Genomic DNA, 16,594 nt, shown 5'->3' with positions numbered 1-16,594 from the left:
AGGTTTAGGTCTAGAGAGTAGCTCTCCAAGACCTAAACCATTTTGCGTATATAAAGAGTACATAACTCTATCATAATTTTTTTTAATCAAAATTCCGTTCATTGATGTTGTCAACACAAGCTGAAAGATTAAATTTCTCGTCTATTGTAAATAGAACAGAATACCCAGATTTCTTGGATATTCAAATCAAATCCTTCCAGGATTTTTTCCAATTAGAAACAAAATCGGAAGAGCGAGGAGACGAAGGGCTTTATAATACCTTCATGGAAAACTTTCCAATTACAGATTCTCGTAATCAATTTGTTTTAGAATTTTTAGATTACTTCATAGATCCGCCTAGATATGCCATAGATGAGTGTATTGAGAGAGGACTAACATACAGTGTTCCCCTAAAAGCTAGATTAAAATTATACTGTACAGATCCAGAACATGAGGATTTCGAAACTATCGTTCAGGATGTATATTTAGGAACAATTCCTTATATGACACCTAGTGGTACTTTCGTTATCAATGGTGCAGAACGTGTAGTAGTTTCTCAGTTACACCGTTCTCCTGGTGTATTCTTTGGACAGTCATTTCACGCTAATGGAACAAAACTTTACTCAGCTAGGGTAATTCCATTTAAAGGGTCTTGGATTGAGTTTGCTACAGACATTAATCAAGTAATGTATGCTTATATCGATAGAAAAAAGAAGTTACCAGTAACTACACTTTTTAGAGCAATCGGTTTTGAGCGAGATAAAGATATTTTAGAAATTTTTGATTTAGCTGAAGAGGTTAAAGTATCAAAAACGGGATTAAAAAAATATTTAGGTAGAAAATTAGCAGCTCGTGTACTTAACACGTGGCATGAGGATTTTGTAGATGAAGATACTGGAGAGGTTGTTTCAATAGAGCGTAATGAAATTGTGCTTGATCGTGATACAATACTTGATAAAGAAAATATAGAAGAGATTATTGGAGCAGAAGTAAAAACTATTCTTTTACATAAAGAAACTTCTGAGCAAGGTGATTATGCTATTATTCATAATACACTTCAAAAAGATCCAACTAACTCTGAAAAAGAGGCTGTTGAACATATTTATAGACAGTTACGTAATGCAGAACCGCCAGATGAGGAAACTGCACGTGGAATAATTGATAAATTATTCTTCTCAGATCAACGTTATTCATTAGGAGAAGTTGGTCGTTATAGAATGAACAAAAAATTAGGTCTTGATATTGGAATGGATAAGCAAGTACTTACCAAAGAAGATATCATTACCATTATTAAATATTTAATTGAGCTTATTAATTCTAAAGCTGAGATTGATGATATAGATCACTTATCTAACCGTCGTGTACGTACAGTTGGAGAGCAGTTATCTTCTCAGTTTGGTGTTGGTTTAGCGCGTATGGCTCGTACAATTCGTGAACGTATGAACGTTCGTGATAACGAAGTGTTTACACCAATTGATTTGATTAATGCCAAGACATTATCTTCGGTTATTAATTCTTTCTTTGGAACAAATCAGTTGTCTCAATTTATGGATCAAACAAATCCATTAGCAGAGATAACGCATAAACGTCGTTTATCTGCCTTAGGTCCTGGTGGTCTTTCTCGTGAAAGAGCTGGTTTTGAGGTACGTGATGTACACTATACACACTACGGAAGACTTTGTCCAATTGAAACTCCTGAGGGACCGAATATTGGATTAATTTCTTCTCTTTCAGTTTATGCTAAGGTAAATTCAATGGGATTCATTGAAACACCATATAGAAAAGTTGAAGAAGGAGTTGTAGACATTAAAAATGAGCCAACATACCTAAGTGCAGAAGAAGAGGAAGAGAAATTAATTGCTCAAGCTACTGTAGAAGTAGATGGAGATGGTAAAATCTTACATGATAAGGTAATTGCAAGAATGGAAGGTGATTTCCCAGTGATTGATCCAAACGAATTGCATTACACCGATGTAGCGCCTAATCAAATTTCATCTATTTCGGCATCGTTAATTCCATTCTTAGAGCATGATGATGCCAACCGTGCATTAATGGGATCTAACATGATGCGTCAGGCTGTACCATTATTAAGAGTTGATGCTCCAATTGTAGGAACTGGTCTAGAAAGACAAGTTGCTAAAGATTCAAGAGTATTAATTAATGCTGAAGGAGAAGGAGAAGTATTATATGTTGATGCTAACGAGATTCAAATAAGATATGATAGAACTGAGGATGAAGCTAAAGTAAGTTTTGACTCAGATGTTAAGTCTTATCCATTAATAAAATTTAGAAAAACAAACCAAGGAACGTCTATCAACCTTAAACCAATTGTTGTTAAAGGAGATAGAGTTACTAAAGGACAAGTTTTATGTGAAGGTTATGCTACTCAAAAAGGTGAGTTAGCACTTGGTAGAAACATGAAGGTTGCCTTTATGCCTTGGAAAGGATATAACTTTGAGGATGCAATTGTAATTTCTGAAAAGGTTGTACGCGAAGATATATTTACATCTATTCATATTGATGAATATTCTTTAGAAGTTAGAGATACGAAATTAGGTAACGAAGAGTTAACTAACGATATTCCTAACGTTTCTGAAGAGGCTACAAAAGACCTAGATGAAAATGGTATGATTCGCGTTGGTGCAGAAGTTAAACCAGGAGATATCTTAATTGGTAAGATTACTCCAAAAGGTGAATCTGACCCAACTCCTGAGGAAAAATTATTACGCGCTATTTTTGGTGATAAAGCTGGTGATGTAAAAGATGCATCATTAAAAGCTTCGCCATCATTAAATGGTGTTGTAATTGATAAAAAATTATTCGCAAGAGCTGTAAAAGATAAGCGTAAGAGAGCACAAGACAAAGACGATATCTTAGCTTTAGAAGCAGAATATGATAGAAAATTTGATGAGTTAAAAGATGTTTTAGTAGACAAGTTATTTAACATTGTTAATGGTAAAACTGCTCAAGGGATATTTAACGATTTAGGGGAAGAAGTTTTACCAAAAGGTAAAAAATTCACTTTAAAAATGTTAAATGCTGTTGATGATTATGCACATTTAGTTTCTGGAAAATGGACTACTGATGATCATACAAATGCACTTGTTGCCGATTTAATTCACAACTATAAAATTAAAGAGAACGATTTACAAGGTTCTTTAAGACGTGAGAAGTTCACAATTTCTGTTGGAGATGAATTACCAGCTGGAATCATTAAACTTGCTAAAGTTTACATTGCTAAGAAACGTAAACTTAAAGTAGGTGATAAAATGGCAGGACGTCACGGAAACAAAGGTATTGTTGCAAGAATCGTTCGTCAAGAGGATATGCCATTCTTAGAGGACGGAACACCAGTGGATATTGTATTAAATCCGTTAGGGGTACCTTCTCGTATGAACATTGGTCAGATATATGAAACTGTTTTAGGTTGGGCAGGTCAAAATTTAGGTAGAAAGTTTGCTACTCCAATTTTTGATGGTGCAACATTAGATCAAATAAATGAGTTAACAGATGAAGCAGGAGTACCTCGCTTCGGACATACTCACTTATATGATGGTGGAACAGGAGAACGTTTCGATCAAGCGGCTACTGTAGGTGTTATTTACATGTTGAAATTAGGACACATGGTAGATGACAAGATGCACGCTCGTTCTATTGGACCTTACTCGTTAATTACGCAACAACCATTAGGTGGTAAAGCACAGTTTGGTGGTCAGCGTTTTGGTGAGATGGAAGTATGGGCACTTGAGGCATATGGAGCATCAAGTACTTTACGAGAAATATTAACTGTAAAATCTGATGATGTAATTGGTAGAGCTAAAACATACGAAAGTATTGTTAAAGGTGAACCAATGCCAGATCCAGGATTACCAGAGTCATTCAATGTATTAATGCATGAATTAAAAGGTTTAGGATTAGACATTAGATTAGAAGAGTAAAAATAGTTTGCAGTCACAGTATACAGTTTAGATGAACTGAATACTGAGACTGAGACTGAAAACTTAAGAAAATGGCAAGAAAACAAGATAAAAATACAGTTAAGAGATTTAATAAAATCTCAATTGGTTTAGCATCGCCAGAGTCTATTTTAGCAGAATCTAGAGGTGAAGTTTTAAAACCAGAAACTATTAATTACCGTACACATAAACCAGAACGTGATGGTTTATTTTGTGAGCGTATTTTTGGTCCTGTTAAGGATTATGAGTGTGCTTGTGGTAAGTATAAACGTATTAGATATAAAGGTATCGTTTGTGACCGTTGTGGAGTTGAAGTAACTGAAAAGAAAGTTAGAAGAGATAGAGTTGGTCATATTAATTTAGTTGTACCAGTTGCACATATTTGGTACTTCCGTTCTTTACCAAATAAAATAGGTTATTTATTAGGGTTACCGTCTAAGAAATTGGATATGATTATTTACTACGAACGTTACGTAGTAATTCAGCCAGGTAATGCTAAAAATGAAGAAGGAGAACCATTACAGAAAATGGACTTCTTAACTGAAGAGGAGTATTTAAATATTCTTGAATCACTTCCTCAAGACAATCAATATTTAGACGATTCGGATCCAGAGAAATTCATTGCTAAAATGGGTGCTGAATGTTTAATTGAGTTATTAGCTAGAATTGATTTAGAATCTTTATCATACGAATTACGTCATAAAGCAAATACTGAAACGTCTAAGCAACGTAAAACTGAAGCTTTAAAACGTTTACAAGTTGTTGAGGCATTAAAGGAATCTAACAAGAATAGAGAGAATCGTCCTGAGTGGATGATTATGAAGGTTATTCCAGTAATTCCACCTGAATTACGTCCGTTAGTACCTTTAGATGGTGGTCGTTTTGCTACTTCAGATTTAAATGATTTATACCGTAGAGTTATTATTAGAAACAACCGTCTTAAAAGACTTGTTGAAATTAAAGCTCCTGAGGTAATTTTACGTAATGAAAAACGTATGTTACAAGAATCTGTAGATTCATTATTTGATAACACACGTAAATCTTCAGCAGTAAAAACCGATTCTAACAGACCGTTAAAATCATTATCAGATTCATTAAAAGGTAAGCAAGGACGTTTCCGTCAAAACTTACTTGGTAAACGTGTTGATTACTCTGCACGTTCTGTAATTGTTGTTGGTCCAGAATTAAAATTATACGAATGTGGATTGCCAAAGAATATGGCAGCAGAACTTTACAAGCCTTTTGTAATTAGAAAACTAATTGAAAGAGGTATTGTAAAAACTGTAAAATCTGCAAAGAAAATTATTGATAAAAGAGAGCCAGTAGTTTGGGATATCTTGGAAAATGTTCTTAAAGGACATCCTGTATTACTAAACCGTGCTCCTACATTACATAGATTAGGTATTCAAGCCTTCCAACCAAAATTAATTGAGGGGAAAGCAATCCAGTTACACCCACTAGTGTGTACTGCATTTAACGCAGATTTTGATGGTGACCAGATGGCAGTTCACTTGCCATTAGGTCCAGAAGCTATTTTGGAATGTCAATTATTAATGTTGGCATCACATAATATCTTAAATCCAGCAAATGGTTCGCCAGTTGCGGTACCATCACAGGATATGGTACTTGGTCTTTATTATATGACTAAAGAGCGTAAGTCTACTCCAGATTTAGAAATTAAAGGAGAAGGTTTAACATTCTATTCTCCAGAAGAAGTAGAAATTGCTTTTAATGAGAAGCGAGTAGACCTAAATGCTGCTATCAAAGTTAGAACGTTAGATATTAATGAAGACGGTAAGTTAGATAGAATGATTCTTGACACTACTGTAGGACGTGTATTATTTAACCAACATGTACCACAAGCAGCAGGATATATTAATCAGGTATTAACTAAAAAGTCTTTAAGAGATATTATTGGTAACATCCTTAAAGCTACATCTGTTCCTGAAACAGCAGATTTCTTAGATTCTATTAGAACTTTAGGATTTAACTTTGCATTTAAAGGCGGTTTATCATTCAGTTTAGGTGATATCATTATTCCTCAGGAAAAGCAAGGAATGATTGATAAAGCAAATGGCTTAGTTGATGGTATTATGGGTAACTATAATATGGGACTTATAACCAATAACGAGCGTTATAATCAGGTAATTGATATTTGGACGTCTACCAATGCTGAGTTAACAGAGTTATCTATGAAACGTATCCGTGAGGATCAACAAGGATTTAACTCGGTATTCATGATGCTTGATTCTGGAGCTCGTGGATCTAAAGAGCAGATTCGTCAGTTAACAGGTATGCGTGGATTAATGGCAAAACCTAAAAAATCTAATGCAGGTGGTGGTGAGATTATTGAAAATCCGATCCTTTCTAACTTTAAAGAGGGGCTTTCAATTTTAGAATACTTTATTTCTACTCACGGTGCTCGTAAAGGTCTTGCGGATACCGCTCTTAAGACAGCGGATGCTGGATACTTAACACGTCGTTTAGTAGATGTATCTCAAGATGTTATTATTAACACTGAAGATTGTGGTACATTAAGAGGAGTATTAGTAGAACCATTAAAGAAAAACGATGAAGTTGTTGAAACTTTAGAAGCTAGAATTGTAGGACGTGTTTCTTTAAATGATGTATACAATCCTTTAACAGATGAATTATTGGTAGCTGCTGGAGATCTTATTGAAGATGATATAGCTAAGTCTATTGAAGACTCGCCAATTGAGAGTATAGAAGTTCGTTCGCCGTTAACATGTGAGGCGCTAAGAGGAATTTGTGCGAAATGTTATGGACGTAACCTTGCAACAGGTAAAATGGTTCAACTTGGTGAAGCCGTTGGAGTAGTTGCTGCACAGTCAATTGGTGAACCTGGTACACAGTTAACGCTTCGTACGTTCCACGTAGGTGGTATTGCGGGTAACATCTCTGAAGATAACAAGTTAGCTGTTAAGTTTGATGGTATAGCAGAGATTGAAGATTTAAAAACTGTAAAAGGTCAAGATAACGAAGGAAATGATGTTGAAATCGTTATTTCTAGAACTTCTGAAATTAAATTAGTAGATGAGAAAACAGGAATTACGTTAAGTACTAATAACATTCCTTATGGTTCTCACTTAATGATTAAGAACGGACAGAAATTAACTAAAGGCGATGTTGTTTGTACTTGGGATCCATATAATGGTGTTATTATTTCAGAATTTGCTGGAAAAATTAAGTATGAGAACATTGAACAAGGTATCACTTATCAAGTAGAGATTGATGAGCAAACTGGCTTCCAAGAAAAAGTAATTTCAGAATCTAGAAATAAGAAACTAATTCCAACAATTCATATTGAGGATGCTAGTGGTGAAACCATACGTTCATACAACTTACCAGTTGGAGCGCACTTAATGATAGATGATGGAGAAAAAATTAATGTTGGTAAAGTATTAGTTAAAATACCAAGAAAATCTGCTAAGGCAGGGGATATTACAGGAGGTCTTCCACGTGTAACGGAGTTATTTGAAGCACGTAACCCATCTAACCCAGCTGTTGTAAGTGAGATTGATGGAGTTGTATCTTTCGGAAAAATAAAGCGTGGTAATCGTGAGATTATTGTAGAATCTAAAGTTGGAGAGATTAAAAAATACTTAGTGAAGTTATCTAATCAGATTCTTGTTCAAGAAAATGATTATGTAAAAGCTGGTATGCCTTTATCTGATGGTTCTATTACGCCAAATGATATCTTAAATATTAAAGGACCTTCAGCTGTTCAACAATACTTAGTAAATGAAGTACAAGAAGTATATCGTTTACAAGGTGTAAAGATTAATGATAAGCACTTTGAAGTAGTTGTTAGACAAATGATGCGTAAAGTAAGAATTATAGACTCTGGTGATACTATTTTCTTAGAAGATCAATTAGTTCATAAAGCAGATTTCATTAAAGAAAATGATGATATCTTCGGAATGAAAGTAATTGAGGATGCTGGAGATTCAACTAATCTTAAAGCTGGACAGATTGTAACACCGAGAGAATTAAGAGATGAGAATTCAATCTTAAGAAGAGAAGATAAGAAGCTTGTTGTAGCAAGAGATGCGCAACCAGCTACTGCCACTCCAATACTACAAGGTATTACGAGGGCTTCGCTTCAAACTAAATCATTTATTTCGGCAGCTTCGTTCCAGGAAACAACTAAGGTTCTTAATGAAGCAGCAGTTGCAGGAAAAGTAGATTCTTTAGAAGGACTTAAAGAAAATGTTATTGTTGGTCATAGAATACCAGCAGGAACAGGTATGAGAAAGTATTCTAATATCATAGTAGGTTCTAAAGAAGAGTTTGATGAAATGATGCAGGTAAAGCAAGAGTTGAATTACAACTAAAATGTATCACTCCCAACGGAGGAGGGAATCTATAAAAACAAAAGCCTTCATGTATTTTACTTGAAGGCTTTTTTTAGTATTAAACTCCAGCAAGGTTTTTAGAACCTTGTGGGTGTAGTAAAACAATTAATAAATAGGACTTCCACTTTCTTGGAAGTGAAAAATAGAATTTTCAATGGCTGACGAAAACGACAAACCAAAACAAGGACAAATAAATATAGAATTAGATGAAAAGGTTGCTGAAGGGACTTATTCTAACTTAGCAATCATAAATCATTCTGTCTCAGAATTTGTGGTAGATTTTATAAACATCATGCCTGGTGTTCCAAAAAATAAGGTGAAATCTAGAATTATTTTAACACCACAACATGCTAAACGATTATTAAAGGCACTAGCTGATAACGTTAATAAATTTGAAAATGCTCATGGGGAAATTAAAGATTATGAGCAACCTCCAATACCTCTTAATTTTGGACCTACAGGAGAAGCATAATGTTATCCTATTATATTAATGATTTATTATAATTAAGTCTTATAGTAATCGTACTGTTTAAACGAAGTTTAAGCAAGTTAAATACTTCATTGATGTCTTATGATAATCCATTAGTATTTATGCTTTAGAACTTATAATTTAAGGGATTTTAACTTTTTAGGACTTCATTACAAAGAAAACAAAAGCGCTTTAGATATTTCTAAAGCGCTTTAATCTTTTAATATTATTCTTTAACATTAGGCGACATCTTTTTGCTTTAGAAAATACTTTAAAGCTCCAGATGGACATCTTTCAATTTGTTCAACTATTCTATCCGTATCCGTGTTATCTAAATTCACCCATGGAATTATAGAATCACTAAATACTTCAGAAAGTTCTTTTGCGCAGATTCCAGATAAAGTACATTTACAAGGATCATAGGTAACAACAATATCTCCATTGCTGAATTCATTGGCTTTAACTTCCATAAGTAGGTAATTTTGGTTGACTAATTGGGTTTTAATCCGATTAAATGTATTAAAACATCGATTAAAAACAAATTTTAAATCGGTTTATTCGATGAAATACAACAACCTTAATTGTATTCTGATGTAAAGTGGAACTTAATACTTGGGTATTTTTGCTGCGTCATTTGTAGTGAGAACATGGAGTCCGCAAGAAAAACTAGTTGGTCCTGCTTATCTTTAGCTAAGAATCTCTGTTTAACTTGTTTAAATTCCTTGAATTCATCATTTTTCTCATCTTCAGGTTCTACCCAACATGCTTTTGCAACATTTAAATTTTCATAAGTACATTTGGCTCCGTACTCGTGTTCTAACCTATATTGAATTACTTCATATTGAAGCGCACCAACCGTTCCTATAACTTTACGACCGTTAAGTTCTAATGTAAAAAGTTGCGCCACACCTTCGTCCATTAGCTGGTCGATACCTTTAGCAAGTTGCTTAGATTTTAACGGATCGGCATTATTAATATATCTAAAATGTTCTGGAGAAAAGCTTGGGACTCCTTTGTAATTTAGTACTTCCCCTTCTGTTAATGTATCTCCTATTTTGAAGCTTCCTGTATCTTGCAAACCTACGATATCACCAGGATATGAGATATCTACAATCTCTTTTTTTTCAGCAAAAAATGCATTTGGGCTAGAAAATTTTAGTTTTTTATTATTTCTAACATGTAAGTAAGGCGTGTTTCGTTTAAATTCACCAGAAACAATTTTTACGAAAGCTAATCTGTTTCTATGATTAGGATCCATATTGGCATGAATTTTAAAAACGAAACCTGTAAATTTCTTTTCGTCTGGATCAACTAAACGCGTATCACTTTGTTTGGATCTTGGTGTGGGTGCAATTTCAATAAAGCAATCTAACAACTCTCTAACACCAAAATTATTTAATGCCGAGCCAAAAAAGACAGGCTGCAATTCACCATTTTTATAGGCATCTTTATCAAAGTCCGGATAAATACCTTGAACTAACTCAATTTCTTCCCTTAAGGTGTTAGCAGCATCTTCTCCAACAAGTTTATCTAATTCATCAGACGCCAAATCCGAAATTTCAATAGTTTCTTCTATATCTTTTCTACTATCACCGCTAAAGAGATTAACATTTTTTTCCCAGATATTATAGATCCCTTTAAACTCATATCCCATACCAATAGGAAAGCTTAAAGGTGTTACTTTTAAACCTAACTTTTGCTCCACTTCATCTAATAAATCGAATGCATCTTTACCCTCTCTATCTAATTTGTTAATGAATACTATCATAGGTATGTTACGCATTCTACATACTTCAACAAGCTTTTCAGTCTGCTCCTCAACACCTTTTGCTACGTCAATAACTACTATAACACTATCTACAGCCGTAAGCGTTCTAAAAGTATCTTCAGCGAAATCTTTATGACCAGGGGTATCGAGAATATTAATTTTTATACCATTGTATTCAAACGCCAAAACCGAAGTTGCTACAGAGATACCACGCTGACGTTCAATCTCCATAAAGTCACTTGTTGCGCCTTTTTTAATCTTATTACTCTTAACAGCACCTGCTTCTTGAATTGCGCCACCAAATAACAGTAGTTTTTCTGTTAAAGTGGTTTTACCAGCATCTGGGTGAGATATAATACCAAAGGTTCTTCTGCGATTGATTTCTTCTAAAAAACTCATTTTAATTCTTCACATTTAGGTAGCTGCAAAAGTAATTATTTTAAGGAGTTTAGTATGGCATTTAATAATCTTTCTTCTTCAAATGGTTTTTCTAAGATGTCGTTAAATAGTTCTCCTTTATGCTGAAGTAAATTAGCGTTAATTATTTGGCTTGTAATTAGAACTATTGGCGTTTTACTTTTTTGCTTATTATCCATTCTCCGAATAGTTTTTGCTGTTTCAACACCATCAAGAAAATGAATTTTATAATCCATTAAAATAACATCATAATGTACGTTATTAACAGATTTAACTGCATCGAAGCCGTTATCTACTATGTCTAAGAAGAATTTTTTCGTTTTAGCTAAAGTTTTAAATATACTTAGTTGATGAGTAGCATTATCTTCAACAAGAAGTATGTTTGGTTTTCTATTACCTTTAGGTTGAAATTTTTTAATAGATATGTTTTGTCTTTCTTCTTTTTTTATGGGTAATGTTTTAACCTTTATAACAACCGTGAATGTAGAACCTTTATTTGGTTCACTGTTAACATAGATTTCTCCATTCATTAGGTCAATTATTTCTTTTACTATAGATAGTCCCAACCCTATACCTTCTATAGTATTGGTGTTTTCTAGTCGATCAAAACGTTTAAAAATAGCATCGTAGTCTTCTTCTTTTATTCCAGGACCAGTATCTTTTACGACAACCGATATACTTGCGTTTTGAGCTCTATAGTATAGTTGTTTTATTTCTAAACTAATAGAACCTTCTTTTGTAAATTTAAGAGCATTGTCCAGTAAATTTTGGATAACTTGAGCTATTCTTGTTTCATCACTTTCTATAATAACTGGTATGGATTCGTCTATGTTTGTTATAAATTCTAGAGCTTTATTTTTGCATTTATGACTATAGTGTGCCGAAATCTTATCAATTAAGCTGCGAAAGTTAAACTCAGAGTTTTTAATTTCTAATTTGCCTTTTTCTATTTTAGAAAGGTCTAAAATATCATTAATGATAGATTTTAGATGAATACTTGAATTAATAATTAAGTTTAAATAATCTTCTTGTTCCTCTTTTAGGTTAGTATCCTTTAACAAATTCGTAAAAGAAATGATACTTGCAATTGGACTTTTCACCTCATGACTAAAATTGGAAATAAACTTATTTTTAAAGGCTTCTTGTTCACGTAAAAGTTTATTCTTCAGAATTAGGGATTCTGACAGAATAGAGGTCTCATTTCTCGACTGAACCAAACTTTGAAAAGATTCATAATGCTTTGAAAAATCTGTAATTATAACCAAAAATAAATTATCGTTAATTACTTTAACTTCGATGTCGCATGTAAATGTTTTAGAATTAAGCTCCAAATGAACACATGTAAAATCCAATAAAGTTTCAGCAGAAAATAAAGCTATGATACTTTTAAAAAATGGATGAATTTCACCTAAATTGAAACCTTGTTTAGCAACAAACAGTTTGTTATCACTTTCTTTTATAATGCCATTAACATCTGTAGTAATGAATTGAATACGTAGAACTTTATATTTCTGTTTTAAATCCGTTAAATGCATTCTATTGTTATAAGAAGTAAATTATTCTTCCAGAATTAGTTCTTTGGCTATATCTAAAAAAATAGTGTTTATGTTTTCACCTGTCTTGGCACTACCCAGATATTGTTTAGAACCCATTAATTTTTCGTATGCTTCTCGCTCTTCTGCATCAAAAAGGTCTACTTTATTGCCAACAACTTTTATTAATGAATTTGAAAACATAAGTTTTAGTTTATTAACATTTTCTTCTAGATTAACATATGTAATTGGGCGGGTAACGTCATAAACATATATAAAGGAGTCGGTTCCTAATAAATAAGAGGTATTAACAAGGTCTATATTATCTGTACCTTCTAAATCCCAAATAATTAATGAACAAATACCGCCGCTTTTAAGAGAAATTTCTTTTTTTAAAATATGAACTCCAATGGTCACCTTATAATCGGTTGAAAATTCATTAGTAATAAATTGCCTAACAATTGAAGATTTACCAACACCAAAATGCCCAAGTAAAACAATTTTTTTAGATGTTATCATCCTTAAAATATTTAGCTAATTTTTCAGAAAGATTTGTGTTAGGGTTTTTATTGGTTAAATGTTTTTCTGCGAAAGAATAAAGCTTAGTTTCTAATTTATTTTTATAAATATTGTCTGAAACACCATGTAAAACAACAGCCACATAAAAGGATCCGAAATTTTGAAGATGTATATTGTAAGTGCCATATTCTATAGATTCCAGATCTTCTTGATCTAATTTTAAAGCTTCTTCTACAAAACTTTTAATGGCAGTAAGCATCGCAGAAAGAACCTCTTTATCTATTGTGTTTGTTTTAGAAAAGTTTGCTAACAAAATTCCTGATTCCTTATTTATTATGAATACTTCCTGAATTTCCGTTAGGGCTAAATCATTAATGACTAAGCTTTCTTCTTTAATACCACTAAACTTAGCTTTGAATTTTCTAGACCAATTTTTAAAAGAAAAACTTTTTTGTAGTTGTTGAGTAATTTTTTCAGATAAAACCTTAAACTCTCTTTTAATGTACTTTTTTATCATTTTACCAATAATCGGATATAGCGCGTCAACAACCCGGTCTTTGGAGTTTTCTATTTCATTTTTTAACGATTTCGTTATTGTAGGGCCAAGTTTTTTAGGAATTTCTTTAGAATAGGCATTTAGCTTATCATCAATTATTGGGTTTATTTTTTTAGAAAGCTTTTCTTGTTTTTCAATGATACTTTCCAATTCTTTAATACGAGATTGTAAAGAATTAACTAAAGTTCTATCATCGGTTAACAGTAATTCTTTTAAAAGAATAAGTTTTTTTTCCTCCCCCATGTGGTATAGAATTACTCACTTATTTTAGAGCCTAATTTAATAAGTAAATCACCTAAATCTTTTCTGTTGACCTTTTTTCTATTTAGGTCTTCAATTTTATTTTCAATAGAATCACTAAGACCTGTTAGTCTAATATTTAAATCAGTACTTAAATTATCTATAACGCGCTTAAGCTCTATTTCTGTAGTTGATATCAGATTTTCTAAAGCAACCTTTTTTTCTAGAATATCGTTTTTTATAGCTTCAAATTCATTATCATATTCAACTATATTTTCACCAAAAATTAAATTTTTTATGGTCTCTATTTTGGAATTACTGTTTTCTTTTACCTGCTTGTTTTGTTTGTTGGCTTCCGACATATGTATTTTTCTTTATCGCGAAGTTAAAAAAAAGTAAGAATATATAAACAAAGTGCATTTCATCTAATATTTGTGTAGTTTATCGGTGTTTTTGAAAATAATTGCTTAATGATAGTTGCGAATATAAAATAGCACTAGCTTTAATTGTACATAAAGTATGTGTGAATATATATGTAATTATTGATATATATAATAAGAAAAAAATGTAAATAATTTTGTCTTTTTTGTGTTTTGTCGTTCGTGTTTTGTTTTTAAACGATTTTCTTCATTTCAAAGAAGCAGAATTAATTAAACCCAAATGACATGAAAGAAAATTATTTTTTGAAATTTATCAAACATAGCATAAATACAAAGTTGATTTTGTTAGCGGTATTTTTAGGGGTTTTTTGTTCGCAAAAAATAGTCGCTCAATGCTACGGACCTCCAGGAGATTGTGATAATGATGGTATTCCAGATTCCCTAGATTTAGATGATGATAATGATGGCATTCTTGATGCAATTGAATTCCAAGGAGAAGATGTAAATTGCCCTAAGGGGTTGTTTCAAGTAATATCGCAGGTAACTGGTTCTACAATTTACAGAGGTCAATTGAAAATATATGATACAACGTCGGCTTCATACATAAGCATTGGAGTTCCTGCGGGTTTTAGGTACAATGCTATGGGATTCCATGAAGGGATGTTTTACGCCTTAGTCCAAATAGATGGTACAGACCCTTCTCCAGTTACTGACTCGTCCGGTGACCCTGTAGCTAATGGAGATATTATAACAATACATCCTAAAACGGGTGAAACCAATAGAATTACGACAGCTTCTACTGGAAGTGTGCTTACAGCGGGAACGGTACTTAATGGTGGCTTTTATTACGGTAATCAAACTAACATACATAGATATGATATTGCCACAGGAACAAGTGCTAGGGTTATTTTTGATACTGATAACACTTCTGAATTCAATGTTCTTGATTATGTCATTGTAGATGATATTATGTATGGGTTAAAAAGGCATACATCTTCAGGAGTACCAGATTTAGTTGATGTTGTAACTATTGATTTAAATGCACCCTCACCGAAAACAGCAAATGTAACAACAATTACAGAGCCTACAGGATATACCTCAGGAGGATTTGGAGCTGCCTTTTTACAAGATGATGGTGCTGGAAATAAAAGAATATTTTTTGGTGCTAACAATGATGGTTTAATTGTAGAACTATTAGACTATACAACTGGAACACCTAGTTTTGGAGCTCCTTTTATGTCTGAAGTTACTAGGGAAAATGATGGGGCTGCTTGTAGTGATGCCCAGTTAGGACCAGCAGATACAGATAATGATGGAGTACCAAATTTTCAAGATCTTGATAGCGATAATGATGGATGTTTAGATGCTATTGAAGGTGCTGGAAACTACAATCATTCAGATTTGACGAGTACAGGTAATTTAACAGATACCGATGAAGGTACTGTAGATAACGATATACTAAATATAGGAACAATTGGTGTGCCTAATAATGGCGGAGATCAATCTCAAAACACCACAGTTGCTGTAACAGGAAGTGATGTAATAGCTTCAGTTGTGATTTTACCTACTCCAGCAGAGGTCTGTTTAGGGGAAAGTATAACTTTAACAGCTTCACCAACAGGTCTTAGGGTTACAGATTTTGGTGCCACTGGAGCCACTTCAGATGATACAACTATACCAATACCAACAGGTGATTATATCTATAGGTGGTATATTGGAATAAGTACCACGCCTTTAACAGATTCATCTCCATACAGTGGGACTAACACTGCGAGTTTAACCATTTCATCAGCTACGCTTGCACTATCAGGAAACAATTATCGCGTAGAAGTAACAACTAATAATAATAGTTGTCCTGAAGAAGATACAGTTGAGTTAACGGTTAATGTCTTACCATTAGCACCAGTTGCAAATGCTCAAAGTTTTTGTTGGGGAGAAAACCCAACAATAGCAGATCTTATAGCAGCAGGAACAAATTTACAATGGTATACCACTGCCTCAGGAGGAAGTCCTTTGTTAACATCACATAATTTAGTTGATGCTACAACGTATTATGTAAGTCAAACAGATGGTAATTCTTGTGAAAGTCCAAGAACTGCTGTAGGCGTAACAGTTTTAGCTGACTGTGATGGTGATGGCGTAACAGATGAGGATGAAATTACACCGCCAGATGGTGAACCAGCAACCGATTGGAACGATCCATGTGATTTTACCGCATCAGATATTACACTAGCTGTAACAGCAGTTACTGATTGTGATGGTGATGGCGTAACAAACCTAGACGCGGTAGATCCAGATGGTGATGGTACACAAGGATCTGGTGATACAGATTGGAACGATCCATGTGACTTTACCGCATCCGATATTACACTAGCTGTAACAGCAGTTACTGATTGTGATGG

General features: G+C 33.3%; 10 protein-coding genes. 4 read left to right on the top strand and 6 right to left on the bottom strand.

The window, feature by feature from the left end; translation table 11 throughout:
- The first annotated feature begins 104 nt into the window (after positions 1-104).
- From rpoB to FUA24_RS04275, 3 genes are all read left to right on the top strand, one after another.
- A complete protein-coding gene (rpoB, locus tag FUA24_RS04285; RefSeq protein ID WP_148540180.1) occupies positions 105-3,917 on the top strand; it encodes a DNA-directed RNA polymerase subunit beta in 3,813 nt (1,270 codons plus the stop codon).
- Positions 3,918-3,988: 71 nt separating this feature from the next.
- Positions 3,989-8,290, top strand: a complete 4,302-nt coding sequence (rpoC, locus tag FUA24_RS04280; protein WP_148540179.1) for a DNA-directed RNA polymerase subunit beta' — start codon at positions 3,989-3,991, stop codon at positions 8,288-8,290.
- A gap of 175 nt (positions 8,291-8,465) precedes the next feature.
- Positions 8,466-8,783, top strand: coding sequence for a DUF3467 domain-containing protein (locus tag FUA24_RS04275; RefSeq protein ID WP_148540178.1), 318 nt, complete (start codon positions 8,466-8,468; stop codon positions 8,781-8,783).
- A 236-nt stretch (positions 8,784-9,019) separates the two neighbouring features.
- Here the strand turns inward: FUA24_RS04275 and FUA24_RS04270 are convergent, their stop codons facing one another.
- From FUA24_RS04270 to FUA24_RS04245, 6 genes are all read right to left on the bottom strand, one after another.
- Positions 9,020-9,250, bottom strand: a complete 231-nt coding sequence (locus FUA24_RS04270) for a (4Fe-4S)-binding protein (protein ID WP_148540177.1) — start codon at positions 9,248-9,250, stop codon at positions 9,020-9,022.
- 107 nt (positions 9,251-9,357) lie between these two features.
- Positions 9,358-10,947, bottom strand: coding sequence for a peptide chain release factor 3 (locus FUA24_RS04265; protein ID WP_148540176.1), 1,590 nt, complete (start codon positions 10,945-10,947; stop codon positions 9,358-9,360).
- Between the two features lie 35 nt (positions 10,948-10,982).
- Positions 10,983-12,500, bottom strand: a complete 1,518-nt coding sequence (locus FUA24_RS04260; protein WP_148540175.1) for a hybrid sensor histidine kinase/response regulator — start codon at positions 12,498-12,500, stop codon at positions 10,983-10,985.
- Between the two features lie 21 nt (positions 12,501-12,521).
- Positions 12,522-13,016 (bottom strand): Rab family GTPase, encoded by a 495-nt coding sequence (locus FUA24_RS04255; RefSeq protein WP_148540174.1) that lies wholly within the window; start codon positions 13,014-13,016, stop codon positions 12,522-12,524.
- On the bottom strand, positions 13,003-13,815 hold the full coding sequence (locus FUA24_RS04250; protein ID WP_148540173.1) for a cell envelope biogenesis protein OmpA: 813 nt from the start codon (positions 13,813-13,815) through the stop codon (positions 13,003-13,005). Before FUA24_RS04250 ends, FUA24_RS04255 begins: the two co-directional genes overlap by 14 nt.
- An 11-nt stretch (positions 13,816-13,826) precedes the next feature.
- Positions 13,827-14,174, bottom strand: a complete 348-nt coding sequence (locus tag FUA24_RS04245; protein ID WP_148540172.1) for a fructose 1,6-bisphosphatase — start codon at positions 14,172-14,174, stop codon at positions 13,827-13,829.
- Between the two features lie 303 nt (positions 14,175-14,477).
- Here FUA24_RS04245 and FUA24_RS04240 point away from each other — a divergent pair.
- A partial coding sequence (locus FUA24_RS04240) for an immunoglobulin domain-containing protein (protein WP_148540171.1) occupies positions 14,478-16,594 on the top strand: 2,117 nt, incomplete at its 3' end.

The organism is Seonamhaeicola marinus, assembly GCF_008085455.1.
Note: the sequence above shows the minus strand (reverse complement) of the source record. Positions and strands in the feature narration are given on the sequence as shown.

Bases quoted from the DNA above. Each gene is read 5' to 3' on its own strand.
- rpoB (WP_148540180.1), top strand. From the start codon at position 105: ATGTTGTCAACACAAGCTGAAAGATTAAATTTCTCGTCTATTGTAAAT.
- rpoC (WP_148540179.1), top strand. From the start codon at position 3,989: ATGGCAAGAAAACAAGATAAAAATACAGTTAAGAGATTTAATAAAATC.
- FUA24_RS04275 (WP_148540178.1), top strand. From the start codon at position 8,466: ATGGCTGACGAAAACGACAAACCAAAACAAGGACAAATAAATATAGAA.
- FUA24_RS04270 (WP_148540177.1), bottom strand. From the start codon at position 9,250: ATGGAAGTTAAAGCCAATGAATTCAGCAATGGAGATATTGTTGTTACC.
- FUA24_RS04265 (WP_148540176.1), bottom strand. From the start codon at position 10,947: ATGAGTTTTTTAGAAGAAATCAATCGCAGAAGAACCTTTGGTATTATA.
- FUA24_RS04260 (WP_148540175.1), bottom strand. From the start codon at position 12,500: ATGCATTTAACGGATTTAAAACAGAAATATAAAGTTCTACGTATTCAA.
- FUA24_RS04255 (WP_148540174.1), bottom strand. From the start codon at position 13,016: ATGATAACATCTAAAAAAATTGTTTTACTTGGGCATTTTGGTGTTGGT.
- FUA24_RS04250 (WP_148540173.1), bottom strand. From the start codon at position 13,815: ATGGGGGAGGAAAAAAAACTTATTCTTTTAAAAGAATTACTGTTAACC.
- FUA24_RS04245 (WP_148540172.1), bottom strand. From the start codon at position 14,174: ATGTCGGAAGCCAACAAACAAAACAAGCAGGTAAAAGAAAACAGTAAT.